Here is a 24,161-nt window from a genome sequence, read left to right on the forward strand (position 1 = left end):
CCATCCGTGCCCGCCCGGCAACAACGTGTCGGCAGGCCGCCTGCGGGAGTAACACTTGATGGTCAATTCGGATGAATTCCGCGAAGCGATGAGCCGGCTCGGTGCCAGCGTCAATCTGGTGACGACGGACGGCCCCGCGGGCCGCCGCGGCCTGACGGTTTCGGCGGTGTGCTCGGTGACGGATTCGCCGCCGACCCTGATCGTATGTATCAACCGCGCCAACCGCTCGCACGACATCGTGCGCGAGAACGGTGTCCTCTGCGTCAATATCCTCGCGGGGCGGCACGAGGCGCTGTCGAAGACTTTCGCGAGCAACCGGATGTCGAGCGACGACAGGTTCGCCGGCGGGGAGTGGGAAACACTGGCCACGGGATCGCCGGTGCTCAGCGATGCCCCCACGGCGCTGGATTGCAGGATTGCCGGTTGCGTCGAGGTGGGCACGCACACCATCTTCATGTGCGAAGTCGAGCGCATCAGGATGCGGGAGGCGGAAAACCTCGTCTATTTCAACCGCAGCTTCCACCATCTGCATCCCGCCTGAGTGGCGGGCGGCTCTTCAATCATCCACGGTTTCGCGCAGACGGCGCAAGTTGGCGAAGGCGCGATGCAGCGTGGCGTTCATGGCCTCGATCTCGGCAGGATCGATCGCCTCGAAGCCGGCGGAGAAGATGCGCTCCGCCTCGGCCCAGGCCAAGCGGCGTGCCTGTTCGCCTTTTTCCGTGATGCGCACCTCGGTGACGCGGCCATCCGACCGGCTCTGGTGACGTTCCACCAGCCCCTCTGTCGTCATGCGTTGGATGATCTTGGTCGTCGTGTTAAGGCGTATGACGCAGAAATCGGCAATTTCGGAAATGCTGAGAGACTGGCCCTCGTGCAGCGACATCAGCACCCGCCACGCCGGCATGTCGAGGTCGATGGGCTTGAGAACGCCTTCCATAACCTGCGTATAGACCGCGGATACGCGGACGATCCAGTAGAACGGCCAGTCAGTCTTGCGAAAGTCCTTGCGGATTTCGTCGGGTAGCGGAAGGGCGTTGCTCATCGTCTGTCCCGGTCTATTGCGGGACGACGATAGCACGTCCGGCCGGCGGATGGCGAAGGGCGAATGCGGCATTCCTTACAACCCGTCCGGATCGCGCCCCTCTTCGACAGCGCGCCGCAGCAGGCTGGGTACGCTCCACGATAGAGGATCGGCGGCAGCGAACGCCGCGAGCCGCCGTTCGATTTCGGCGAGGCCGATACGGCCCGCGTGGTGCATCGGCCCGCCACGCCAGCGCGGAAAGGCGTAGCCGTGGACGAGCACGAGGTCGATATCGGAAGCCTTTTCGGCAATGCCTTCCTCAAGGATGCGGAAGCCCTCCTCGATCATGGCGGTAACGGCGCGGTCGACGATTTCCTCATCGGTGAAGCTGCGGCGGGCGATGCCGGCCCTGGCCGACTCCTCCTCCACGATGCGCCCGACCAGCGCCGACGGGCTGGCTTGGCCTTCCGCATGGTCGTACCAGCCCGCACCGGTCTTGCGGCCGAGCCGCCCGGTCTCCTCCACGACGCGGTCGGCGATGGGGATGTAGCGGAAGTCCTTCTTCGTTTTCCAGCCGAGCCGCTTGCGGTTGGCATAGGCGATGTCGAGGCCGGAGAGGTCCTGCACCTCATAGGGGCCCATCGCCATGCCGAAGCCGCGCATGGCGGCGTCGATCTGCCACGGCGTCGCGCCCTCGATCAGCAGGATGTCGGTTGTCTGGCGGTAGCGGGTGAGGATGCGGTTGCCGATGAAACCGTCGCAGACGCCAGCCAGCACCGGGATCTTCTTCAGCCGCGCCGCGAGCCGCAGCGCGGTGGCGAGCGTCTCCGGCGCGGTTTCGCGCGCCTTCACCACCTCAAGCAGCTTCATCACATGGGCAGGGCTGAAGAAATGCAGGCCCAGGAACCGGCCCGGGTTGCGGATGCCCTCGGCAATGCGGTTGACGTCGAGATAGGAGGTGTTGGTGGCCAGCACCGCCGTTTCCGGCAGCGCCGGGTCGAGAGCGCTGAAGATACGGCGCTTGACGTCCAGATCCTCGAAAGCCGCCTCGATGGCGATGTCGGCGGCGGGGAGCGCGTCGTAGCCGGCGTGGAAGGTGAAGCGGGCTTCCCTGTCGGCGGCAGCGGCCTCGGGCGTGGATTTGCCGCGCCTGACCGCGTCGTCGTAGAGCTTCGTCACGTTGGCGCGGGCGCGCTCCACCGCGGCTGCGTCGGTCTCGACCAGCGCGACGTCGATGCCGATGCCGGCGAGCGCATACGCGATGGACGAGCCCATGGTACCGCCGCCCACCACGACGGCCGAGCGGATGTCGGCGCCGCCCTCGCGGCCGCGTCCGGCGGCGGCGCGCTCGGCGAAGAAGACGTGACGCAGCGCGGCGGCCTGATCGGACGTCTTGAGGTTGAGAAAGGTCTGCCGCTCAAGCGCCAGCCCTTCGGCGAGCGGCAGGCGGGCAGCGGCCGCGACAAGTTCGATGGCTTCCAACGGCGCGGTCTGTCCAGGCATCCTTTTGGCGGCCTGCCGGTGTGCTGCCTCGATGGCTGCGTCGGCGGCGGCCGGCGCAGGCAGGTCGCCGGTCGCGGGACGGTCGGTGAGCGCCAGGGCGCGCGCGGCCGCGACCGGATCGGCATCGACCGCATCGATAACGCCGAGGCGCAAGGCTTCCGCCGCGGCAACGATCCGCCCCTCGCTGATCAGCGACAGGGCCGCCGGGAGGCCGGTGAGGCGCGGCAGCCGCTGCGTGCCGCCCGCGCCGGGGACGACGCCGAGCGTCACCTCCGGCAGGCCGAGCGTGGCGGCGGGTGCGGCAATGCGCCAGCGGCAGGCGAGCGCGAGTTCCAGCCCGCCGCCGAGCGCCGCGCCGTTGATCGCCGCGATCACCGGAACGGGAAAACGCTCGATCCGCGCCACGATATCCGGCAGATGCGGCTCCCGCGGGGGCGCGGAAAACTCCCGCGCATCCGCCCCGGCGACGAAGGTCTTGCCGGCGCCGGTCAGGATGACGCGCCCGACATCCGCCGCCCCGGCTTCGTCGAGGGCTGCCATCAGCCCCTCGCGCACGGCGTGGGAGGTGACGTTGACCGGCGGGTTGTCAATGGTGATCAGCGCGATGCGATCGTCGATGCGGACGGAGACGGACATGAAAACCTCACGGATGCCGGTCGTGGCGGGCGGAGCGCGGGCGCGTCTGCGCTCCCGTTACAAGGGCGGGAGAAGCTTCCACTTCCCGTCCTCGATGCGGATCAGCACGCGCGCCCGTTCGTCGACCCAGTTGAGATTGTCGGGCTTGAAATTGTAGATGCCCTGCGTGCCGACGAATTCCCGCGTGTTGAAGATGGCTTCGCGCAGCGCCTTTCGGAACTCCGGGGTGCGCGGCTGTGCGCCGGAAGCCTTCGCCCGCTTCGCCGCGTCGACGAAGGCGATCCATCCGTCGAAACCATAGGCGGAAAAGCCGTCTGACGGCGGCGCGCCGTTCACCTTCTCATAGGCCGCCCGGTAGGCCAGCGCCACGCTGCGGATCGGATTGGATTCCGGCAGCTGTTCCGCCACCGTGACCGGCCCGGTGGGGCAGATGATCCCGTTCGCCGCGCTGCCGGCGATGCGGAGGAAATCCGTGCTGATCATGCCGTGGTTGCCATATACGGCGCCCTTGTAGGCCCTGTCCTTCAGGGCCAGCACCGGCAGCGCGCCGGACGTGCCGGTGCCGCCGATCATGACCGCGTCCGGGCGCGTGGATACGGCCCTCAGAACCTGCGCCGTCACCGACGTATCCGCCCGGCCGTAGCGCTCGTCCGCGACCACCTTGATGTTCGCGGCTCCGGCCGCCTGGACGAGGGAGTTGTACATCAGATCGCCGAAGGCATCGCTGAAGCCGATGAAGGCGACGGTCTTGACGTTGCTGGCCTTCATGTGATCGACGATGCCCTGCACCAGCAGGGAGGTCGGCTGCGGCACCTGGGCGACCCAGGGGCCATCCTTCCCCGGAGCCACGGGCGAGATGGGCGAGATCGCGATCATCGGAACCTGCAACTCGACCGCGGTGACGGCCATGGCGACCGTCTGCGGCGCGCCGGAGGTGCCGATCAGGAAATCGACCTGATCCTGTTCCACGAGCTTGCGTGCGTTGCGGGTGGAGATGGAAGGATCCGACGTATCGTCGAGCTGGATGATGCGGATTTTCTCGCCGTCGATCTCGCCCTGATACTCAAGCCCCGCCTGCAGGCCTTTCGCATTCGGGATGCCGATGGACGAAACCGGGCCGCTGAGGCCCGTGATAAAGCCGACGACGATCTCCGCCCGTGCGCCGCCGCAAACCAGCGGGACAAGCATCGCGGCGGACAAAAGAAGCTTCTGGTAACGTTTCATGACAGAGTTCCCCTTGTGTTTTCTTGCCCCGTCCGTTTCGGCGTTTCTTTTTTGTTGTTTTCGTGAAGACCGCTGTCGTTCCCGCCGATCACTCGTCCGGAATGACGGCGACGGCCTGTATCTCGATCCGGGCGCGTTCCTCGACCAGCGCGACGACCTGCACGGCAGCCATGGCGGGGAAGTGCTTGCCGATGATCTCGCGGTAAGCCTGGCCGATGCCCTTGAGGTTGTCGTTGTACTCGGCCCTGTCGGTGAAGTACCACGTCATCGACGTGAGGTGCTGCGGCCCCGCGCCTGCTTCCGCGAGGATCGCGACGACGTTTGCGAGCGTCTGGCGCACCTGTCCGGTGAAGTCGTCGGTCTCGAACTGCTGTTGCGCGTTCCAGCCGATCTGCCCGCCTACGAAGACGGTGCGTCCGCGCGCTTCCACGCCGTTGGCGTAGCCAAGGGGCTTGGCCCAGCCGTCAGGTTGCAGGACCTTGTGCATCGTTGACCTCCAGATGGTGGGAAAGGGTGGTGCGGATATCGTCTGGCCATGCAATCGGCCGGTGATTCTTGAGCGACGTCGCGACGAGGCGCTGGCTCGCCGTCCAGACCGTATCGCCGCCGACGGCGACATGATGGGCGAAGTCGAGCGAGCTGCGGCCGATCCCGACCACGCGCAGGGTGAAGTCGAGCCGGTCGCCGTGGAAGGCAGGCTTCGCGAAGGTTACATCGAGCCGCACGGTCGGCACGCCGATGCGGCGCTCGTGGATGAGTGTCGTCCACGGTGCGCCGATGTCCGTGAAAAAGTCCTCGGTCACGCCGACGAGCATGTCGATGTAGGACGGAAAGTAGGCGATGCCCGCCGGGTCGCAGTTGCTGAAGCGCAGGGGGCGCGATGTCTCGAACACATCATACTCCTGTGAGTCAGGGCGCCTTGACCAGTTCGGGCTTGAGCAGCTCGCGAGCGATGATCAGCTTCTGCACCTCTGTCGCGCCCTCGTAGATGCGCAGGGCGCGGATTTCGCGATAGAGCTTCTCGACGGTCTCGCCGCTCGTCACGCCCCGCCCGCCGAAGAGCTGGACGGCGCGGTCGATGACGGTCTGCGCCGTTTCGGTGGCCGTCATCTTGGCCATGGCGGCCTCGCGTGTGGTCGGCTTCTGCTCGACATCCCGCCGCCAGGCGGCACGGTATGTCAACAGCGCGGCCGCGTCGATGCCCGTCGCCATATCGCCGAGCGCGGCCTGCGTAAGCTGCAGGTCTGCCAGTGTCGCGCCGAACATTTTTCGCGCTTTCACATGCACCACCGATTCATCGAGTGCCCGGCGCGCGAAGCCGAGCGCGGCGCCGGCGACGGAGGCGCGGAAAATATCGAGCGTGCGCATGGCGATCTTGAAGCCCTCCCCCGGCGCGCCCAGCAGGCGCGTCGCGGGAATGCGGCAATTGTCGAAACGCAGCGTCGCCAGCGGGTGCGGCGCGATGACGTCGATCCTGTCCTTGATGGAAAAGCCCGGATCATCCGGAAACACCACGAAGGCCGAGATGCCGCGGGTGCCCGGCTGCTCGCCGGTGCGGGCGAACAGCGTGTAGACGTCGGCGATGCCGCCGTTGGAAATCCACGTCTTCTCGCCATCGATGATGTAATGGTCGCCGTCGCGCCGTGCCGCGCATTGCATGGCCGCGACGTCGGAGCCGGCCTCGGCCTCCGACAGGGCGAAGGCGGCAAGCCATTCGCCGGCGGTGACGCGCGGCAGCACCGCCTGTTTCAGCTCGTCCGGGGCGGCGAGGTTGATGGCGCCGGTGCCGAGCCCCTGCATGGCGAAGGCGAAATCGGCAAGACCGTCGTGCCAGGCAAGCGTCTCGCGGGCGAGGCAGATGGTGCGCGAATCGATGGCCGTCCTGCCCGAGTCGCCTGTCGCGGCGGCGAGCAGGCCGGCCTCGCCGAGCAGGCGCACCAGCGAGCGGCAGGCGGCATCCGTGTCGGCATGGTCGACGCCATGGAGCACACCCGAGGCGGCGAAGGCGTCGAGCTTTTCCGTGAAGGCGCGATGCGCCTCCGCGAAGAACGGCCACGCGAGATGCTCGCGCGTCGGGCCGGCGGGCGAGGGGCGGGGGGCCGTCATGTCAGTTCCCCTCGAAGACGGGCTTCCGCTTGGCGGCGAAGGCCTCGAAGGCGCGGCGGAAATCCTGCGTCGCCATGCAGATGGCCTGCGCCTGCGCTTCCGCCTCGATCATCTCGTCGAGGCCCATGGCCCATTCCTGGTTGAGCTGGTTCTTGGTGATGCCGTGGGCGAACCACGGGCCGTCCGCGAGCTGGCGCGCCACGGTCCCCGCCGCGTCGAGCACCGCATCCGCCTCGTGGATCGCGTTATAGAAGCCCCACGCCAGTCCTTCCTCGGCGCTCATGGCGCGGCCGGTGAACAGCAGTTCCGCAGCCCGGCCCTGCCCGATGATGCGCGGCAGGATGCCGCAGGCCCCCATATCCGCCCCCGCGAGGCCGACGCGGGTGAACAGGAAGGCCGTTTTCGCGGCGGGCGTGGCGTAGCGCAGATCGGAGGCCATGGCGAGGATCGCGCCCGCGCCGGCGCAGACCCCGTCCACGGCCGCGATCACCGGCTGCGGGCACTTGCGGATCGCCTTGACGAGATCGCCCGTCATGCGCGTGAAGGCGATGAGGTCCGGCATCGCCATGTTGGTCAGCGGCTCGATGATCTCGAACACGTCGCCGCCCGAGGAAAAGTTGCCGCCCGCGCCGTTCAGCACCACGGTGCGGATGTCCGAGGCGTAAACGAGATCGCGGAACAGGTCGCGCATCTCGGCATAGCTGTCGAAGGTCAGCGGGTTCTTGCGGTCGGGACGGTTGAGGGTCAACGTCGCCACGCGGCCATCTTCGCTCACTTCCCAGAGGAAGTGGCGCGCCTGATAGTCCCTGAAGGGACGCAGATGCGAACGCATCGTTGTGAGAGTTACCGCGCTGCTCATCCTGCCATGACCTCCCCGCCGGCCACCACGATGGCCTGTCCATTGATTGATGATGCACCCGGCCCCGCGAGCCAGCGCACGGCGTCCGCCACTTCTTGTGGTTGAACGAGACGCCCCTGTGGATTGGATCGGGTGAATTCGGCCAGCGCCTCGTCGCGCGAGCGGCCGGATTTCCCGGTGATGATGTCGACCGAGCGCGCCACCAGCGCCGTGTCGGTATAGCCCGGGCACACCGCGTTGACGGTGATGCCGGTGCGCGCCAGTTCCAGCGCCAGCGCGCGCGTGAGGCCGACGACCCCGTGCTTCGCCGCCGTATAGGCGGACACGTAGGCGTAGCCGGTGAGGCCGGCGGTGGAGGCGACGTTGATGATGCGCGCGCCATCGCCATGCGTACCTTGGCCATGCTCGCGCAACTGCGGCAGCGCGGCTTGCGTCATCAGAAAGACGCTGGTGAGATTCGTGGTGACGGTCTGTTGCCAGAGGTCGCGCGTCGTCTTGTGGAAAGGCGCGCTCGGCGCCTCACCTGCGTTGTTGATCAGGATCGAGACCGTGCCGAACGCGGCGTTGGCCCGCGCGAGCCCCGACGAGATGGCGTCGGCGTCGGTGACGTCGAAGCCGTCCGCGACGAAGGCCTGGCCCGGCGGCAGGGTCGCCGCGACGGTGTCGAGCGGCTCCCGCCGCCGTCCGGCCAGCGTCACATTCGCGCCGTTACCCGCGAGGGCCAGCGCGATGGCCGCTCCGATGCCGCCGCCCGCGCCGGTGACGAGCGCGTGCCGGCCGGCGAGAGGTGCTGTTGTCGACATGGCCCGCTCCTACGACGACGTGCCGGCGGCGCGGGCGAGGTTCGACTCATACTGGTACTTGGCGGAGCGGTACTGCTTCGGCCACGGGATGCCGGTGATGCCGATCTTCGCTGCCTCGTGCAGCGACCAGGCCGGATCGGCGAGGTGCGGGCGCGCCACGGCGCACAGGTCCGCACGGCCGGCCGCGATGATCGAGTTGGCGTGGTCCGCTTCCGAGATCGCCCCCACGGCGATGGTGGGGATGTGGATTTCGTTGCGGATCTTGTCCGAGAACGGCGTCTGGAACAGGCGGCCGTAGACCGGCTTCTCCTCCTTCCACACCTGCCCGGACGAGCAGTCGATGAGATCCGCGCCGGCCTCTTTGAACAGCCGTGCGAAAATCGCCGCGTCGTCCGGCGTGTTGCCGCCCTCGAACCAGTCGTGGCAGGACAGGCGCACGGAGATCGGCCTGTCAGCCGGCCAGACGGCGCGCACGGCCGCGAATACTTCCAGCGGATAGCGGGCGCGGTTCTCGTGGCTGCCGCCGTATTCATCCTCGCGCCGGTTGGTGAGCGGCGACAGGAAGCTCGACAGCAGATAGCCGTGCGCGACGTGCAGCTCCAGCCAGTCGGCGCCGGTGGCGGCGGCAAGCTCGGCGGCGCGCACGAAATCCGCCTTCACGCGGTCCATGTCGGCGCGGTCCATGGCCTTCGGCACCTGGCTGTGCGGCAGGTAGGGCAGGGCGGAGGCGGAGAACAGCGGCCAGCCGCCTTCTTCCGTCGCGGGATCGCCGTCGAGCGGCTGGTCGATGCCGTCCCAGGCCCGTTTGGTCGCACCCTTGCGGCCGGCGTGGCCGAGCTGGATGCCGACCTTGGCATTGCTGTAGCCGTGGACGAAGTCCACCAGCCGACGCCAGCCCGCGGCCTGTTCCTCATTCCACAGGCCGAGGCAGCCGGGGGTGATGCGCGCATCCGGCGACACGCAGGTCATCTCCGCGAAGACGAGCCCGGCGCCGCCCATGGCGCGCGCGCCCAGATGCGTCAGGTGGAAGTCGTCGACGAGGCCGTTCGTCGCCGAATACATGGCCATGGGCGAGACGACGATGCGGTTCGCAAGCGTGACGCCGCGCACGGTATAGGGCGTGAACATGGGCGGCAGCGCCCGCGCGTCGTCTGCCACGTTGAGCCCCGTCCGGCGCGCGAACCAGCGCTCGTAGCCTTCGAGCCACTGCCTGTCGCGCAGGCGCAGGTTCTCGTGGCTGATGCGCTGGGAGCGGGTGAGCATGGAATACATGAACTGCTCGGGCTCCAGTGTATCCGCATAGCGGCGGCCGACGACCTCGAACCACTCCATGGCGTTGCGGGCTGCGTTCTGGATGCGCGCCACGTCGACGCGCCGCACTTCCTCATAGGCGTCCAGCACGGCGGGAATAGTCTCCTTGCCGTGGCCGAACTTCTCGAACTGGCGGGTGAGTTCGATGGCGTCGTCGATGGCGAGCTTGGTGCCGGAGCCGATGGCGAAATGGGCCGTGTGCGCCGCGTCGCCCATCAGCACGACGTGGGACTGGCCGTTGAAATGGCTCCATTTGCCGCAGATGAGGCGGTTGAAGTTGAGCCAGGCCGAGCCGCGCAGATGGCGGGCGTTGGTCATCAGCTTCGCGCCGTCGAGCACCTCCGCGAACAGTTTTTCGCAGAAATCGATCGAACCCTGCTGGTCGAGCTGCCCAAGGCCGTGCGCCTCATAGGCCTCCTCGGTGGTCTCGATGATGAAGGTCGAGGTTTTGTCGTCGAACTTGTAAATGTGCGCCTGGAACCAGCCGTGCTCGGTCTTGCGAAAGTCGAAGGTGAAGGCGTCGTAGAGCTTGTCGGTGCCGAGCCAGATGTAGCGGTTGGGCCGCACCACGAGATCGGGCTGGAACACGTCGGCGTAGTGGTTGCGGATCTTCGAGTTGACGCCGTCGGCGGCGATGATGAGATCGGCGTCGGGGAATTCGAGATCGCTCTCGACATCGGTCTCGAACACCAGTTCGACGCCCAGGTCCTCGCAGCGCTTCTGCAGGATATTGAGCAGGCGCTTGCGGCCGATGCCGACGAAGCCGTGGCCGGTGGTGCGCTGGCGGGTGCCCTTGAACAGCACCTCGATGTCGTCCCAATGGTTGAAGGCGTCCTCGATGTCGCCGGCGCTTTCGGGGTCCCACGTCTTCATGGATTCCATGGTGGCGTCGGAGAAGACGACGCCCCAGCCGAACGTGTCGTACGGCCTGTTGCGTTCGACCACGGAGATGCGGTGTTCCGGATGGAGCTTCTTCATGAGAAGCCCGAAATAGAGCCCAGCCGGCCCTCCGCCGATACTGACAATGCGCATGGGAACGGTCCTCCTGCTTTGATGGTTCCCTGTCCGGAGCTATTATTTTAATGTTAAAGTAATGGCCTGAAACGCGCCGTGTCAAGCGCCAAATCCGTCCTCGGGAGCGGTCGACGTGCAGCTTTTCAACCTGCGGCAGAGGCGGACATTGTTTTTCCGGGATAATTTAAGTATGAAGTAAAGCGGACATGGAGAAACAGGATCGGGTTGTGGACGCCACGGAAGACAATGGCAGCGTATTGATCGATGCCGAGTTCAAGGTGCACGAGAATCCGCATGCGCACCGGACGGAGCTGCGGCTGTGGCTGCGGCTGCTGACCTGCGCCAACATGATCGAGACGGAGATTCGCAAGCGCCTGCGCGAGCGGTTTGCCACCACGCTGCCGCGCTTCGACCTGATGGCGCAGCTTGAGCGCGCGCCGGACGGCATGCTGCTGGGCGAACTGTCGCGGCGGATGATGGTGTCGAACGGCAACCTGACCGGCCTCGTGGAGCGGCTTGTGCAGGAGCAGCTCGTCGAGCGACAGGTGAGTGAGACCGATCGCCGTGCGGCGATCGTGCGCCTCACTCCGCGTGGCCACGCCGTCTTCGCGACCATGGCCGCCGAACACAGCGAATGGATCGCGGAACTCGTCGGCGACCTCGACAGCAAGGAGCAGGACGCCCTCTGGCTGCAGCTCGGAGCGCTGAAGGCGTCGGTCCTGCGTGCCACCGCGCAGGTGGGCGGCAAGGACTGATCAGCTGCCCGCCGGTTTCGTGCCGTCGACAGAAGGCGGCATCGGGATGGCGTTTTCTGCCTCATAAATATGCATCATCATATAATTGTAGGCGCTCCATTCACAGGTGCGGCACTGATATTACTCAATTTTAAGCTGAAATCATATTTGTTAAAAACCCGATTGACAGCCCTTCAATGTATATCATATGATTTTGCAGATTTATAAAATCATAAAGTCCGTTGACGGACGGGGGACGAGGTTATGGCTGAGCGTTCTTTTGCGCGCGAGGTGGAGGACCTGAAGCTCGGTGCCGGCGAGGTGTTCAGGGGCGAGGGGATCCTCGCCATCACCAAGGCATTGCTGCAATCCGGGGTCGGTTATGTCGGCGGCTATCAGGGGTCGCCCATCTCGCATCTGATGGATGTGCTGGCGGATGCCAAGGACGTCATGGAGGAACTCGGCGTCCATTTCGAGACGTCGGCCTCGGAGGCGACCGCCGCCGCCATGCTGGCGGCCTCCGTCATGTATCCCGTGCGCGGGGCGGTGACGTGGAAATCGACAGCCGGCACCAATGTCGCCTCCGATGCGCTTTCCAACCTCGCCTCGGGCGGGGTCACGGGCGGCGCGCTCGTCATCATCGGCGAGGACTACGGCGAGGGTTCCTCCATCATGCAGGAGCGCAGTCACGCCTTTGCGATGAAATCGCAGATGTGGCTGCTCAATCCTCGCCCCAACCTGCCATCCATCGTGCAGGCGGTGGAAGACGGTTTCGAGCTGTCGGAGGTCTCGAACACCCCGGTGATGCTGCAGGTGGGCATCCGCAGCTGCCACATGCATGGCCAGTTCGTCGCCAAGGACAACAGGCGCCCGCAATACACGCTGCGGCAGGCGCTGGAAAACCCCTCGCGCGATGTCAACCGCATCGTGCTGCCGCCTGCCTCCTTCCTGCACGAGAAGGAAAAGATCGAGCAGCGCTGGCCGGCAGCCGTCGCGTTCGTCAGAAACCGCAAGCTCAACGAGCATTTCGGCCCGCAGACAGGCGATGTCGGCATCATCGTATTGGGCGGCCTGTATAATTCGCTGCTGCGCACATTGCAGCAACTCGGGCTCGCCGACGTCTACGGCAATTCCGCCATCCCGCTCTACGTGCTCAACGTCGCCTACCCGCTGGTGGACGACGAGGTGGCGGAATTCTGCGTGGGCAAGAAGGCCGTGCTGATGGTCGAGGAGGGCGCGCCCGAGTATATCGAGCAGTCGCTGCACACCATCCTGCGCCGGCGGGATATCCGGACGCATCTCTCCGGCAAGGATGTGCTGCCCATCGGTGGCGAGTACACCGCGCCCGTCCTGATGCAGGGCCTCAGCGCTTTTTTCGAGGCGCAGGCACCGCACCTGCTCGGCAACCGCCCGCCGGTGCCGGACCCATCCCCGGTTCTCGCCGACAAACGCATCAAGGCCCTTGCGGAAGTGGTGCCGCCGCGCCCGGCCGGATTCTGCACGGGTTGTCCGGAGCGCCCGATCTTCGCCGCGATGAAGCTCGTGGAGAAGGAGCTCGGGCCGCACCACATCTCGGCCGATATCGGCTGCCACCTGTTCTCGATCCTGCCCCCCTTCAATCTCGGCGCGACGACAATGGGCTATGGCCTCGGGCCGGCCTCGGCCTCGGCCTTCAACGTCGAGGCCGACAAGCGGTCCATCGCGGTGATGGGCGATGGCGGTTTCTGGCACAACGGCCTGACCAGCGGCGTCAGCAATGCCGTGTTCAACAAGCAGGATGGCGTCATCCTCGTCGTGGACAACTACTATTCGGCGGCGACCGGCGGGCAGGACATCATGTCCTCTCGCGCGCGTAACCCGCGCCGCAAGACGAACAACTCCATCGTCAATGCGGTGAAGGGCATCGGCGCGACATGGGTGCGCCAGATCGACCGCACCTATGACGTCGCGCGCCTGCGCGACACCCTGCGCGAGGCGCTGACGACGAAGGAGCCCGGCCCCAAGATCATCGTCGCCTCGTCGGAGTGCATGCTCAACAAGCAGCGGCGCGTCAAGCCGCAGTTCGCGAAGGCGGTGAAGGACGGCAGGCGCATGGTGCGGGAGCGCTTCGGCGTGGATGAGGATGTCTGCACCGGCGATCACGCCTGCATCCGCCTCTCCGGCTGTCCCTCGTTGTCCGTGAAGCATACCGACGACCCGCTGAAGGACGATCCGGTCGCGGCCATCGACAACACCTGCGTGGGCTGCGGCAACTGCGGCGAGGTGTCGGAAGCGGCAGTGCTGTGCCCGTCGTTCTATCGCGCGGACATCATCCACAACCCCACGCGGATCGACCGCTTTCTCGCCGCCGTGCGCGGCAAGGTGATCGGCTGGCTGCAGGCCCGCCGCGAGGCGCATCGCATCGTCTTCGCCGAATAGAACGGTTTGAGTTATTGCTGGATCACGGTCCATCGTGAGTACAGTTCCAATTTATACAGTTTATCGCCAACTTGCGTTTAATTAGAGATATAGCTTGAACGCAAACTGCTTTGGGAAGCAGCCATGACCGATATCGTGACGACGGCGGACCGGCACGCGGCCGCCCCCGCGCTGGCCGCCGACAAGCCGCTCGCCATCGCCGTGCTGGCAATGGGCGGGCAGGGCGGCGGCGTGCTCGCCGACTGGATCGTGGCGGTTGCCGAGGAAAACGGCTGGGTCGCGCAGTCGACCTCCGTGCCCGGCGTCGCCCAGCGCACCGGCGCAACCATCTATTACATCGAGGCCATTCCCGCGCGCGAGGGCCGCGAGCCCGTGCTCTCGCTCATGCCCACGCCCGGGGATGTCGATGTCGTCATCGCGGCCGAGCTGATGGAGGCGGGGCGTTCCGTGCTGCGCGGGCTGGTGACGCCGGACCGCACCACCCTGATCGCCTCCACCCATCGCTCCTTCGCCGTGATCGAGAAGGAGAAGCCCGGCGACGGCATCGGCAATCCGACCGTGGTGACCGACGCGACCGATTTCGCCGCCCGGCGCACGATAGCCTTCGACATGGAGACGCTCGCCGTGAAGAACGGCAGCGTGGTGTCGGCGGCGCTGTTCGGTGCGGTGGCGGCTGCCGGCGTTCTGCCGTTTTCGAAAGAGGCGTTCGAGGCGACGATCCGCGCCGGCGGCAAGGGGGTTGAGCCGAGCCTGCGCGCCTTCAACGCTGCCTACGAACGCACGCGGCAAAAGCCCAAGGACACGCTGACGGCCACGCCGCCCAAGCGGCTCGACGCACTGCCGGAAACGGCCGGGCACGCGCAACTCGACGCGCTGGTGCAGCGTATCCGGCAGGAGTTCCCGGCCGAGGCGTGGCCGCTGCTCTACGCCGGCGTCCGCAAGCTGACGGACTTCCAGGACCCTGCCTACGCCGACGAGTATCTCGACCGCGTCGCGACGCTTCATGCGCTGGACAGGGAGCACGACGGCGCGGCGCGCGGCCATGCCTTCACCGTGCAGGCGGCGAAATATACGGCCGTGGCAATGGCCTACGACGATGTCATCCGCGTGGCGGATCTCAAGGTACGCGCCTCGCGCTTCGAGCGCGTGCGCCGGGAAGTTGGCGCGAAGGCCGACCAGATCGTCTACACCACCGAATACATGCATCCGCGCATGGAGGAAATCTGCGGCACGCTGCCGAAGGGGTGGGGGGAGTGGATCGAGAACCGGCCCACGCTCTTCGCCCGTCTCGACCGGCTGGTGAACCGCGGGCGGCGCGTGCGCACGGGCACCCTGTTCTGGTTTGCGGGGCTTTACGGCGTCTCTGCCCTGCGGCGCATCCGCCGCAAGACGCTGCGCCATGCGCGCGAAGCGGCGCACCGCGAGGCATGGCTCGCCCTGGCGGCGGACACCATCGCCGCGAACTACGACCTCGCGGTCGAGGTGCTCAACTGCCGTCGGCTGATCAAGGGGTATTCGGATACCCATGCGCGCGGCCACTCGAAATTCGACCGGGTGCTGTCGGCGCTGCCCGCCCTGACCGCGCGGGAGGACGGCGCTGCCTGGTTGCGGCGCCTGCGGCAGGCGGCCTTGCTGGATGAAGAAGGCGTCGCGCTCGATGGCGCATTGAAGACTGTCGCCACGCTCTGACGGTGGCCGGCGTCCGTTTCACACAATCAGAACAGGAAGAGGGAATTGCCATGAAAGTCGTCGTTATCGGCGGGGGCAACGGCTCCTACGCGGCCGTTGCGGATCTGGTGGAGGCGGGGCATGACGTGCGCTGGTGGCGCCGCGACCGGGCCAGCTTCGAGGATATCCTGAAGGCGGGCGGCATCACCGTCACCGACCATGCCGGCAGCCGCAAGATCGCCATAACGCCCACCGACGACCTCGCCGCCGCGCTCGACGGCGCCGCGCTCATCCTCGCGCCCACGCCCGCTTTTGCGCAGGAAGACATCGCGGCTGCGCTGGCGCCGCATCTTGTCGACGGACAGGTGATCTATCTGCCGCCGGGCACTTTCGGTTCCTACATCATGCTGCGGCGCATCCGCGAGCACGGATCGAAGGCCGATGTCGCCATCGCGGAAACCGGCACGCTGCCATGGCTGGCGCGCAAGCAGGGGCCGCTCGAAGTGCGCATCACCACCCGCGCCTCGCGCCTGCCCACAGGCGTGCTGCCCGCGCGTCTCACGGACCACGCGATCGCCGTCATCGGTGAGGCGTTCCCGGGCGCCATCGAGCCTGTGGAGGATGCGCTCTCGGGCGCGCTCATGAACGCCGGGCCGATCATCCATCCGCCGCTCATCCTCATGAACGCCGGCCCCATCGAGCATTTCGACCGCTGGGACATCCACAACGAAGGCACGCAGCCCGCCATCCGCCGCACCCATACGGCGCTCGACAACGAACGCATCGCGGTGCGCGAGGCGCTGGGCTACGGCGCGCCGCATTTCCCGCTCGCGGACCACTACGAGACCAGCAACTGGATGTACGGCAACCTCGCACACGACAAGCTGGTCGATTCCGGCGACTGGCACGAGTCCCTCGATCTGAAGACGCACCGCTACATGCAGGAGGACGTCGGGCTCGGCCTCGCCTTCCTCGTCTCCGTGGGCGGCTGGGCGGGCGTGCCGACACCGGTCGCCGCCGGCCTGCTGGCGGTTGCCTCCGCCGTGGCGGAAACGGATTTCCGCAACGAGGGCCGCACGTTCGAGAACCTCGGCCTCGCCGGGCTCGACGGGGTGCAACTGCGGGAAATCCTGCGCGAGGGCCTGTCGTGAGCAGAGAGATCGTCGCCTGCATCGGCGCGGGGCGCATGGGGCGCGGCATCGCGCAGAGCGTGGCCTACGGCGGCCATGAAATCCGCCTGCTCGACGCGCGTGCGCGCGACGGGGAGGCCTTCGGCAAGCTCGCCGGCGAGGTTGAGGCTGAAATCCGGCAAGGGCTTGCTGCACTTGCCGATCTGGGCGCCTTCGACGGCGCGGCCATCCCCGCGATCCTTGGCCGCGTCACCGTCTGGCCGCTCGACCGTGCGGCCGAGGCGGTCAAGGGGGCCGCGATCGTGTTCGAGGGCGTGCCTGAGGTGCGGGAGGCGAAGGCCGCGGCCTTCGCCCTGTTCGACGCGCACGCGGATGCGGACGCCATACTGGCTTCCACGACGTCGACCATGCTGTCGACCGATCTGGCGCAGCTGACGCGGCGGCCTGGCTCATTCCTGAATGCGCACTGGCTGAACCCGGCATTCCTGATGCCGCTCGTCGAACTCAGCCCCTGCGAGGAGACGGACGCGGACGTCCTTTCGCGCCTGCGCGCGTTTCTGGAACGCCTCGGCAAGGTGCCCGTCGTCTGCAAGGCGTCGCCCGGCTACATCGTGCCGCGCATCCAGGCGCTGGCGATGAACGAGGCGGCGCGTCTCGTCGAGGAAGGCGTGGCAAGCGCGGAAGATGTCGACAAGGCTGTGACCTACGGCTTCGGCCTGCGTTTCGCGGTGCTCGGCCTGCTCGAATTCATCGATTGGGGTGGCGGCGACATCCTCTATTACGCGAGCAATTATCTGGCGCAGGCGTTCGACGACGACAGGTTCGCGCCGCCCGGCATCGTGCGTGAGAACATGGAGGCGGGCCGGATCGGCCTCAAATCCGGGGCGGGCTTTTTCGACTACGCCGGGGTCGATGTCGATGCGTATCGCCGCCGGCGCATGGCGGCGTTCGTCAGCGCGCTCGGCGCGAACGGGCTGCTGCGGCCGCCGGCGGCGAACGAGACCTGATCAGCCGCCCAGGTTCCGGGTGTTCTGCAATATCCGATGCAGGATGGCGACGAAGTGACGGTATTCGCTTTCGTCGATACCGTCGAACATCTGCCGGAACATCTTGTACATGTTCGGCCACAACTGCTCGAAGGCGGCGCGTCCCTCGGCCGTGATGGTAATATCACGGATGCGCATGTCCTCCGGGCGCGGGGTGCGGCGGATGTATCCTTGCGCCTCCAGCGAGTCGAGCGTGCGGCTCATGCTCGACTGTTCGGTGACGGCGAATACCGACAGTTCGTTGATCGTCAGCGACGGTGCGACGGAGAGGATGGCGAGCACCCGCATCTTCACCGTCGTGATGCCGAGCGCCTTCAGCTCGTCCGACAGGCTGGCGTTCCAGCGTGCGATGACGCGGTTCATCAGGTAGGGCGCGAACTGGTTCAGGCCGATCTCGCCGATGGTCGGCAAGACCGTGTCATCCTCCTGCGAACGAAGAACTGTTCCCGCAAACCGATCCTGCATAGATGCCCGCTTCCACTGACCTTAGAGCGCGTTCCGATCAGATGGAATCATCTGATTGATCAGAATTCGCTCAAAATAAGGAACCTGGTATCTGTCCTGTTTCAACGTAAACAGGACAGATACCAGGTTGCCTGAGCGCCATCCGGCCCGGGACGGTCGGATGATTCCATCCGATGGACGAGCGCCCTGACGAGACTGATATGGCAGCATTTTCGAGCCTGCACAATCGTCATCGGCACGGGCGCATTGCGGCGGATGTTCTCAGCGGCGCACCTGATAGCCCGCTTCTTCCCTGTCCCAGACGCCGGGCACGCGCCCTTCGTCGCGCAGGGCGAACTTGCGGATCTTGCCGTTTTCCGTGAGTGGCATCTCCGCCACGACCCGCACGAAGCGCGGCACCGCGAAATAGGGCAGCTTGCCCTCGCAATGCATGACGATATCGAGCGGCGACAGGGCATTGGCCTGCTTGAGGACCACGGCGACGGCCACCTCGTCCTCGCCGAGTTCCGATGGCAGCGGATAGGCCGCGCAGGCCTCGATGGCCGGGTGGGCGAGCAGCGTCTGTTCCACCTCCCACGACGAGATGTTCTCGCCCCGCCGCCGGATGGCGTCCTTGGTGCGGTCGATGAAGCGGTAGTGGCCGTCCTTCTCGCGCACGACCCTGTCGCCGGTGTGGAACCACAGGTTGCGCCACGCTTCCACCGTCTTGTCGGGCATGCCGAAATAGCCCGTGGCGAAGGCGAAGGGTTCGAGCGCACGCAGGATCAGCTCACCCGCCTCACCGTCCGGCACGGGCGTATCGTCCTCGTCGACGACGCGCGCCTCCATGCCGTCGATCAGGTAGCCCATGGTGCCGGGATGGTCGGAGGGGATCGGACTGCCGAAGACGAAATTCGTTTCCGTGGAGCCATAGGCGTCGAGCAGCGGCACGCCGAAGCGCTCCTGAAACGGACCGTGGAACCGGCCGGGAACGCCGCCGCCAAGCGCCGCGCGGATGGAATGGTCGCGGTCGCCGGGCTCGGGCGGGCGCGAGAGCAGGATGGCCGCCATCGCCCCGAGCAGATAGGTGACGGTGGCGCGGTGCTCGCGCGCGCTGTTCCAGAAGCCCGACGCCGAAAACTTCGGCAGGATGACAAAGCGGCAACCGTGCAGCAGCGCCTGAAAGAAGGTGTTGAGCGCGTTGGTGTGGAACAGCGGCAGGGTGGTGAACAGCACGTCGTCCGCCGTCAGGCCGAAAGCTCTGCCGGTGTTGACGCCCCACCAGAACATCTGCGCATGCGGGCAGCAGACGCCCTTCGACGGCCCCGTGGTGCCGGAGGTGTAGAGGATGGCGATCGTGTCGCCGGGCCGCAGCGCCGCCGCCTCCGCGCGCTCGCCGGGCACGGGCAGCGGCTGCAGCGCCAGCCCCTTGCCGGTGGTGTCCTGCGTGCCGTCGAGCGTCCAGATGAGGTCCGGCACCGGCCCGCCCGCCTCGATGCCCGACTGCAGGGAGGGCAGCAATGCATGGTCGATGACCAGCAGCTTCGCGCCGGAATTCGTCAGGATATGCGCAAGCTGCACGCCCTTCGAGGCCGTGTTGATCGGCACGGCGATGGCGCCGAGCCAGGCGCAGCCGAGAAAAACCTGCAGGAACTCAAGCCGGTTGGCGGCCATGATCGCAACCCGGTCGCCCCTCGCGATGCCGGCGTCGAGCAGTGCGCCCGCGGATGCCGCCGCGAGCTGCTCGACTTGCGCGAAGCTCAGCGTCGTATCCGCGAAAGTGACGAACGGCCGCTCGCCGAGAGCAGCCGCCCGGCGGGCGAGAAGGATCGGCAGGGTGCGTTCCGCAGGCAGAAACTCGTCCGCGAGTGCCGCTCCGGCCGGCAGTGCAGGATTGCTGTTCGGATTGCTCAATCGTCCCTCCCGGACCTTGCGTCCGCGCTCAATTGTTGGTGTCCGTGCACGATATTATATATTTAAAATTTTTGAAATACCCTCTATCGTCGCCACAACCAGAGCATCCGACAACCGGAGGGGAACCATGGCTTCGATCGCGTCTCCATTCGCGGCCTTCGCCGCATCCGTGCTTCGCACGCCGGACGCGCCGTTTCTGACTGCGCCGGCGAGCGCGGGGTTGAGCTACGCGCCGGACGGCTTCCGCATCGCCTATGGTGCGCTTTTCGCCGAGGTAGAGCAGCTTCGGGCGCGCTACCGGGCCGCGGGCTACGGGCGGGGAACGCGCGTCGCGCTGCTGCTGGACAACCGGCCGGATTTCTTCGCGCACTGGCTGGCGCTCAATGCGCTCGGTGCGTCCATCGTGCCGCTCAATCCCGATCTGCGGGCGGACGAAATGACGTTCCAGCTCTCGCTGTCGCGGGCGCAACTCCTCGTCGCCGCGCGCGAACGCATGGAGGGCATGCGCGGCGTCGATCTGGCGCAGGCGCGTCTGATCGAGGCCGGCGACGCCATTCCCGCCGCGCAGGCCGACATCCGGGACGTGGCGGAGCCGGTGGAGGACGACGAATGCGCGCTGCTCTTCACCTCCGGCAGCACAGGCCGGCCCAAAGGATGCATCCTCTCGAACCGCTATTTCATGCAGCTCTCCGAATGGTACGTGACGCAGGGCGGCATCGCCTCCCTGACACCGGGCGAGGAGGTCGTGCTGACGCCGCTGCCCATGTTCCACATGAACGCGCTCGGCTGCAGCGCGGTCGGCATGATGCGCATCGGCGGCGCGGTGGTACCGCTCGACCGGTTCTCCGCCCGCCGCTGGTGGGCAAGCGTGGCGGACAGCGGCGCGACGGTGGTGCATTGCCTCGGCGTCATTCCCGCCATCCTGCTGGAACTGCCCGTCTCGCCCGATGAGCGCCGCCATCAGGTAAAGTTCGCGTTGGCGCCGGGGGTCGACACGAATCACCGCGCGGCCTTCGAGGCGCGTTACGGCATCCCCATCGTCGAGGCATGGGCGATGACGGAAACGGGCGGTGCCGCCGTCACCTCGACCGCAGGCGAGGGCAGTGCCTTCGGTCCACGCTGCATCGGCAGGCCTGTGCCCTCCATGGACTATCGCCTTGTCGACGATGCCGGCGCCGATGTCGCGCCCGGTCAGCCGGGGGAACTGCTGGTGCGCGCCCGTGGCAGCGATCCCCAGCGGGGTTTTTTCAGCGGCTACCTCGACGATCCGCAGGCGACGGAGGACGCATGGGCGGACGGCTGGTTTCATACCGGTGATGTCCTCCATGGCGATGACAAGGGATTGCTGTATTTCTTCGACCGCAAGAAAAGCATCGTCCGCCGCAGCGGCGAGAACATCGCCGTGCTGGAGGTCGAATCCGCGCTCAACCGGCTGCCCGGCGTCGAAACCAGCGCCGTCGCGCCTGTGCCCGATCCGCTGCGCGGGGAGGAAGTGTTCGCCTTCATCGTCGCGGCGGGATCGGGAGCGCGGGATATCGCGCTCGCGCAGGCCATCCTCGAACAGGTGTCGCAGACGCTGGCCTATCACAAGCTGCCCGGCTACATCGCCTTCGTCGACGCCCTGCCGCTCGCCGCAACCCGCAAACTCGCACGCGGCGTCATCAAGGAAAACGCCGCGCATGCCGTCGAAGGCGGCTCGACCTTCGACTTGCGGGTGCTTAAGGGCGCGTTCCGGGCCCGTTAGAGCGCGTTCCGATCAGATGGAATCGTCTGATCGAAAAGCGCTCTGGCCCGGCAGGCGTGCCGGCTTTTCATCAGTCCAGCGCCTTGCCGAGCAGGTATCCGGAGCCGCCGCCGAGGCCCGGGCCCGGATGGGTGGCCGCGCCGATGTGGTAGAGGCTGCGCACATGGGTTGCGTGGTTGATTGTGGTGCCGAGCGGTCGCCAGATGAAGAACTGGTCGATGCCGCAATACCCGCCGTAGGGGTCGCCGCCGACCAGATTGACGTTCAGCGCTTCGAGATCGGCGGGTGAATAGCTCTTGCGTGCGATGACCGCGCTGTCGAAATTCTCGATGTGCCGGCGCAGGATAGCCTCGACACGATCGGCGAACCGCTCGCGGATCGCGTCGGTCCAGCGGCCGTCGCTTTCCGTCGCGATTTCGCCGGCGGCATCGCCCTTGATGCGGCGCGGTGCTTCGGGCAATTGCAGCCAGAGGATGGCCTGTCCCTCAGGTGCGCGGCCGGGATCGAGCGCCGTCGGCTGGCCGACGCAGATGGTCGGCACGGCCGGCAGCAGGCCGCGCTCGGCCTCGTTGGCGGCGCGGGACACACCGTCGAGCCCGGGTGTCAGGTGGATCAGCGCTACGTCGTCGAGCCCGGCGCCCTTCCATTTCGGTTTTTCGCGCAAGGCGTAGTGGATTTGCATGTCGCCCTTGCCGTAGCGGTAGCGGGCTACACCTTCGGTCACCGCCTCTGGAACGGGCTGGCCGGCCAGCAGCTTGCCGTAGAGCTGGGACGGCGCGACCGAACAGATGACGCCCTTCGCGGCGGTGAGCGTCCCGCCATCGGCGAGGCGTACGCCCCGGGCGGTGTTGGCGCCGTCCACCGTCACGCTGATGACCTCCGCGTCGGTGCGCACGGTGCCGCCCTGTTCGGCGATCAGCCCCTCGAAAGCGCGCACGGCGTTGATCGCGCCGCCCCGGACGATCGGCGCTCCCGCCGCCTCCAGCGCGAAGCCGATGACCTTGACCATCTCGCCCGAATAGGTGCTCTCGGGATTCAGCCCGCAATGCAGCACCCAGGGCGCGAAAAGGCCCTGCACGAGGTCCGACCGGTAGCGCGTTTCGAGATAGGGCCGGGCAGGGATGAGTGCCTCGCCGAAAAAGGCGGCTAGGCCGCGCAGGCCGCGCTTCCATGCCTCTCTTGCGACCGTCTTCAGCATGTCGAGCGACCACAGCCGCCCGCCGAGCAGGCCGAAGACGAAGCCGGCATCGGCACCGAAACGGTCCATTTCCTGCTGGAAGGCTTCTCCATCCGCCGGATTGGCGGCGGTGAAGGCAGCGATGTTCCCGGCCCTGTCCGTGCTCAGCACGAGATGGCGCCCGTCGGGCAGCACAACCGCCGTGGGGTTCCGCGTGTTGCAGAACTCCAGCCCATGCCGGGCAAGATCGGCGCCGATGGCGGCGTAGGCCGGCGACGTGGTGAACAGAACGAAAGTTGTTGCCATCACGTCGTGGATGAAGCCGGGCGCGGTGATCGCCTCGGTGCGCAGGCAGCCTCCCGCGGCCGCCTCGCGCTCCAGCACCAGCACCCTGTTGCCCTTCTTGCCCAGCATCGCAGCGGCGACGAGGGCGTTGATGCCGCCCCCGACGATGATATAGTCCGCGTCGGCCATCCCTCGCTCTCCTGATCTGATCTATGGCTCAGCCGCGCGGAACCAGCGCGATGGCGCGCACCGGGCTGCCGCTGCCGCCGACGATCTTGAGCGGTGTCACCACAAGCAGCGCGCCTGTCGCGGGCAACCTGTCGAGATTGACAAGGCTCGCGAGGCCATAGCTGCCGACGCCGAGCAGCAGGTTGTGCGCGGGGAACGGCGGATCGAACGTGGCGGCGTTGCCCGCATCGGTGCCGACGCATTCCGTGCCGAAGCCGAGCACGCCCTTCTCCACCAGGTACTGCACCGCGTCGACGCTGGGGCCGGGCGTGTGGGAGCCGTTGTCGTCGGTGTTGAGGAACGCCTCGGTGCTGCTGTTGCGCGGGTACCAGTCCGAGCGCAGCAGCACCCACGCGCCCTTAGGGATGGCGCCGTGTTCCGCCTCCCAGCGCCTGATGTCGTCGGCGCTGAGCAGGAAATCGGGATCGGCGGCCACTTCCTGCGAGCGGTCGATCACGACGGCGGGTGCCACGAAGTGCTGTACCGGCACGGTGTCCGTGGTGTTGTCCGGCAAGTCCTTGCCGGAAACCCAGTGCGAGGGCGCATCGAAATGGGTGCCGGTATGTTCGCCAAGCTCCAGCCAGTTCCAGGCCCACCAGGGCCCGTCCTGATCGTAGGCGGAGATCTTGTGGATCGCGACCTTGGGCGTATTCCGCGCGAAATCCGGCGGCAGATGCAGGATCGGCGTATCCGGGCCGAGCGTAGCCGTGAGGTCGACGATCTCTATCGTGCCCGCGGTGAGGGCGGCTGCGAGATCAGCCAGGTTCCGTTGTGTCGGGGTCTGCCGAGTGTTGTCTTGCTGCGTGCTCATGTTCCACCTCTTTGTGATTTCTGGGTTTCTGGCGATTTCGAGGAATCCCGGCCTCTTTCCGCCGACCCGTTGCAGTTGAAAGCAT

Annotated in this window: 20 protein-coding genes; 7 read left to right on the forward strand and 13 right to left on the reverse strand. The window is 66.7% G+C overall.

Annotation, left to right across the window (positions count from 1 at the left end; translation table 11 throughout):
- Window positions 1-58 precede the first annotated feature (58 nt).
- Window positions 59-541 (forward strand): flavin reductase, encoded by a 483-nt coding sequence (locus FHS82_RS13550; protein WP_166953696.1) that lies wholly within the window; start codon window positions 59-61, stop codon window positions 539-541.
- 15 nt (window positions 542-556) lie between these two features.
- On the opposite strand, the gene FHS82_RS13555 is transcribed toward FHS82_RS13550, so the two are convergent.
- The 9 genes from FHS82_RS13555 to FHS82_RS13595 form a co-directional block, all read right to left on the reverse strand.
- Window positions 557-1,042: a MarR family winged helix-turn-helix transcriptional regulator gene (locus FHS82_RS13555; protein ID WP_166953697.1), complete on the reverse strand. Its 486-nt coding sequence runs from the start codon at window positions 1,040-1,042 to the stop codon at window positions 557-559.
- 75 nt (window positions 1,043-1,117) lie between these two features.
- Window positions 1,118-3,160, reverse strand: coding sequence for a 3-hydroxyacyl-CoA dehydrogenase NAD-binding domain-containing protein (locus tag FHS82_RS13560; protein ID WP_166953699.1), 2,043 nt, complete (start codon window positions 3,158-3,160; stop codon window positions 1,118-1,120).
- A 57-nt stretch (window positions 3,161-3,217) separates the two neighbouring features.
- Window positions 3,218-4,384, reverse strand: coding sequence for an ABC transporter substrate-binding protein (locus FHS82_RS13565; protein ID WP_166953701.1), 1,167 nt, complete (start codon window positions 4,382-4,384; stop codon window positions 3,218-3,220).
- 88 nt (window positions 4,385-4,472) lie between these two features.
- Window positions 4,473-4,871, reverse strand: coding sequence for a RidA family protein (locus FHS82_RS13570; RefSeq protein ID WP_166953702.1), 399 nt, complete (start codon window positions 4,869-4,871; stop codon window positions 4,473-4,475).
- A complete protein-coding gene (locus FHS82_RS13575; RefSeq protein ID WP_166953704.1) occupies window positions 4,849-5,277 on the reverse strand; it encodes a thioesterase family protein in 429 nt (142 codons plus the stop codon). The genes FHS82_RS13570 and FHS82_RS13575 overlap by 23 nt, the downstream gene beginning before the upstream one ends.
- A 16-nt stretch (window positions 5,278-5,293) precedes the next feature.
- Complete coding sequence (locus FHS82_RS13580) at window positions 5,294-6,490, reverse strand: acyl-CoA dehydrogenase family protein (protein ID WP_166953706.1); 1,197 nt, start codon at window positions 6,488-6,490, stop codon at window positions 5,294-5,296.
- 1 nt (window position 6,491) lies between these two features.
- A complete protein-coding gene (locus tag FHS82_RS13585; protein WP_166953707.1) occupies window positions 6,492-7,349 on the reverse strand; it encodes an enoyl-CoA hydratase family protein in 858 nt (285 codons plus the stop codon).
- A complete protein-coding gene (locus FHS82_RS13590) occupies window positions 7,346-8,152 on the reverse strand; it encodes an SDR family NAD(P)-dependent oxidoreductase (RefSeq protein ID WP_166953709.1) in 807 nt (268 codons plus the stop codon). The genes FHS82_RS13585 and FHS82_RS13590 overlap by 4 nt, the downstream gene beginning before the upstream one ends.
- Before the next feature lie 9 nt (window positions 8,153-8,161).
- Window positions 8,162-10,495, reverse strand: a complete 2,334-nt coding sequence (locus tag FHS82_RS13595; RefSeq protein ID WP_166953711.1) for a bifunctional salicylyl-CoA 5-hydroxylase/oxidoreductase — start codon at window positions 10,493-10,495, stop codon at window positions 8,162-8,164.
- 188 nt (window positions 10,496-10,683) lie between these two features.
- On the opposite strand from FHS82_RS13595, the gene FHS82_RS13600 reads away from it, so the two are divergent.
- The 5 genes from FHS82_RS13600 (at window position 10,684) to FHS82_RS13620 (ending at window position 17,434) form a co-directional block, all read left to right on the forward strand.
- On the forward strand, window positions 10,684-11,232 hold the full coding sequence (locus FHS82_RS13600) for a MarR family winged helix-turn-helix transcriptional regulator (RefSeq protein WP_166953713.1): 549 nt from the start codon (window positions 10,684-10,686) through the stop codon (window positions 11,230-11,232).
- Window positions 11,233-11,475: 243 nt separating this feature from the next.
- Window positions 11,476-13,629 (forward strand): ferredoxin family protein, encoded by a 2,154-nt coding sequence (locus tag FHS82_RS13605; RefSeq protein ID WP_166953714.1) that lies wholly within the window; start codon window positions 11,476-11,478, stop codon window positions 13,627-13,629.
- Between the two features lie 123 nt (window positions 13,630-13,752).
- Window positions 13,753-15,318, forward strand: coding sequence for an indolepyruvate oxidoreductase subunit beta family protein (locus FHS82_RS13610; RefSeq protein ID WP_208394239.1), 1,566 nt, complete (start codon window positions 13,753-13,755; stop codon window positions 15,316-15,318).
- A 50-nt stretch (window positions 15,319-15,368) separates the two neighbouring features.
- On the forward strand, window positions 15,369-16,448 hold the full coding sequence (locus FHS82_RS13615; RefSeq protein WP_166953716.1) for an NAD/NADP octopine/nopaline dehydrogenase family protein: 1,080 nt from the start codon (window positions 15,369-15,371) through the stop codon (window positions 16,446-16,448).
- On the forward strand, window positions 16,445-17,434 hold the full coding sequence (locus tag FHS82_RS13620; protein WP_343042579.1) for a 3-hydroxybutyryl-CoA dehydrogenase: 990 nt from the start codon (window positions 16,445-16,447) through the stop codon (window positions 17,432-17,434). The genes FHS82_RS13615 and FHS82_RS13620 overlap by 4 nt, the downstream gene beginning before the upstream one ends.
- Here FHS82_RS13620 and FHS82_RS13625 read toward each other — a convergent pair whose 3' ends face one another.
- The gene (locus FHS82_RS13625) at window positions 17,435-17,938 is read right to left on the reverse strand and encodes a MarR family winged helix-turn-helix transcriptional regulator (protein ID WP_166953718.1); all 504 of its coding nucleotides are present in this window, start codon (window positions 17,936-17,938) and stop codon (window positions 17,435-17,437) included.
- A 261-nt stretch (window positions 17,939-18,199) separates the two neighbouring features.
- Window positions 18,200-19,831: an ATP-dependent acyl-CoA ligase gene (locus tag FHS82_RS13630; RefSeq protein ID WP_208394240.1), complete on the reverse strand. Its 1,632-nt coding sequence runs from the start codon at window positions 19,829-19,831 to the stop codon at window positions 18,200-18,202.
- A gap of 127 nt (window positions 19,832-19,958) precedes the next feature.
- On the opposite strand from FHS82_RS13630, the gene FHS82_RS13635 reads away from it, so the two are divergent.
- On the forward strand, window positions 19,959-21,575 hold the full coding sequence (locus FHS82_RS13635; protein ID WP_166953719.1) for an AMP-binding protein: 1,617 nt from the start codon (window positions 19,959-19,961) through the stop codon (window positions 21,573-21,575).
- A 70-nt stretch (window positions 21,576-21,645) separates the two neighbouring features.
- Here the strand turns inward: FHS82_RS13635 and FHS82_RS13640 are convergent, their stop codons facing one another.
- Together FHS82_RS13640 and FHS82_RS13645 are read right to left on the reverse strand one after the other, a co-directional pair.
- The gene (locus FHS82_RS13640) at window positions 21,646-23,226 is read right to left on the reverse strand and encodes a phytoene desaturase family protein (RefSeq protein WP_166953721.1); all 1,581 of its coding nucleotides are present in this window, start codon (window positions 23,224-23,226) and stop codon (window positions 21,646-21,648) included.
- A gap of 28 nt (window positions 23,227-23,254) precedes the next feature.
- Window positions 23,255-24,076 carry a cyclase family protein gene (locus tag FHS82_RS13645; RefSeq protein ID WP_166953723.1) on the reverse strand — a complete coding sequence of 274 codons (822 nt, stop codon included), beginning with the start codon at window positions 24,074-24,076 and terminating at the stop codon, window positions 23,255-23,257.
- Window positions 24,077-24,161 lie beyond the last annotated feature (85 nt).

Origin of the sequence: Pseudochelatococcus lubricantis, from assembly GCF_011762225.1 — a bacterium.
In the GTDB taxonomy this organism is placed as follows: domain Bacteria; phylum Pseudomonadota; class Alphaproteobacteria; order Rhizobiales; family Beijerinckiaceae; genus Pseudochelatococcus; species Pseudochelatococcus lubricantis.

Bases quoted from the DNA above. Each gene is read 5' to 3' on its own strand.
- FHS82_RS13550 (WP_166953696.1), top strand. From the start codon at position 59: ATGGTCAATTCGGATGAATTCCGCGAAGCGATGAGCCGGCTCGGTGCC.
- FHS82_RS13555 (WP_166953697.1), bottom strand. From the start codon at position 1,042: ATGAGCAACGCCCTTCCGCTACCCGACGAAATCCGCAAGGACTTTCGC.
- FHS82_RS13560 (WP_166953699.1), bottom strand. From the start codon at position 3,160: ATGTCCGTCTCCGTCCGCATCGACGATCGCATCGCGCTGATCACCATT.
- FHS82_RS13565 (WP_166953701.1), bottom strand. From the start codon at position 4,384: ATGAAACGTTACCAGAAGCTTCTTTTGTCCGCCGCGATGCTTGTCCCG.
- FHS82_RS13570 (WP_166953702.1), bottom strand. From the start codon at position 4,871: ATGCACAAGGTCCTGCAACCTGACGGCTGGGCCAAGCCCCTTGGCTAC.
- FHS82_RS13580 (WP_166953706.1), bottom strand. From the start codon at position 6,490: ATGACGGCCCCCCGCCCCTCGCCCGCCGGCCCGACGCGCGAGCATCTC.
- FHS82_RS13585 (WP_166953707.1), bottom strand. From the start codon at position 7,349: ATGAGCAGCGCGGTAACTCTCACAACGATGCGTTCGCATCTGCGTCCC.
- FHS82_RS13590 (WP_166953709.1), bottom strand. From the start codon at position 8,152: ATGTCGACAACAGCACCTCTCGCCGGCCGGCACGCGCTCGTCACCGGC.
- FHS82_RS13595 (WP_166953711.1), bottom strand. From the start codon at position 10,495: ATGCGCATTGTCAGTATCGGCGGAGGGCCGGCTGGGCTCTATTTCGGG.
- FHS82_RS13600 (WP_166953713.1), top strand. From the start codon at position 10,684: ATGGAGAAACAGGATCGGGTTGTGGACGCCACGGAAGACAATGGCAGC.
- FHS82_RS13605 (WP_166953714.1), top strand. From the start codon at position 11,476: ATGGCTGAGCGTTCTTTTGCGCGCGAGGTGGAGGACCTGAAGCTCGGT.
- FHS82_RS13610 (WP_208394239.1), top strand. From the start codon at position 13,753: ATGACCGATATCGTGACGACGGCGGACCGGCACGCGGCCGCCCCCGCG.
- FHS82_RS13615 (WP_166953716.1), top strand. From the start codon at position 15,369: ATGAAAGTCGTCGTTATCGGCGGGGGCAACGGCTCCTACGCGGCCGTT.
- FHS82_RS13625 (WP_166953718.1), bottom strand. From the start codon at position 17,938: ATGCAGGATCGGTTTGCGGGAACAGTTCTTCGTTCGCAGGAGGATGAC.
- FHS82_RS13635 (WP_166953719.1), top strand. From the start codon at position 19,959: ATGGCTTCGATCGCGTCTCCATTCGCGGCCTTCGCCGCATCCGTGCTT.
- FHS82_RS13640 (WP_166953721.1), bottom strand. From the start codon at position 23,226: ATGGCCGACGCGGACTATATCATCGTCGGGGGCGGCATCAACGCCCTC.
- FHS82_RS13645 (WP_166953723.1), bottom strand. From the start codon at position 24,076: ATGAGCACGCAGCAAGACAACACTCGGCAGACCCCGACACAACGGAAC.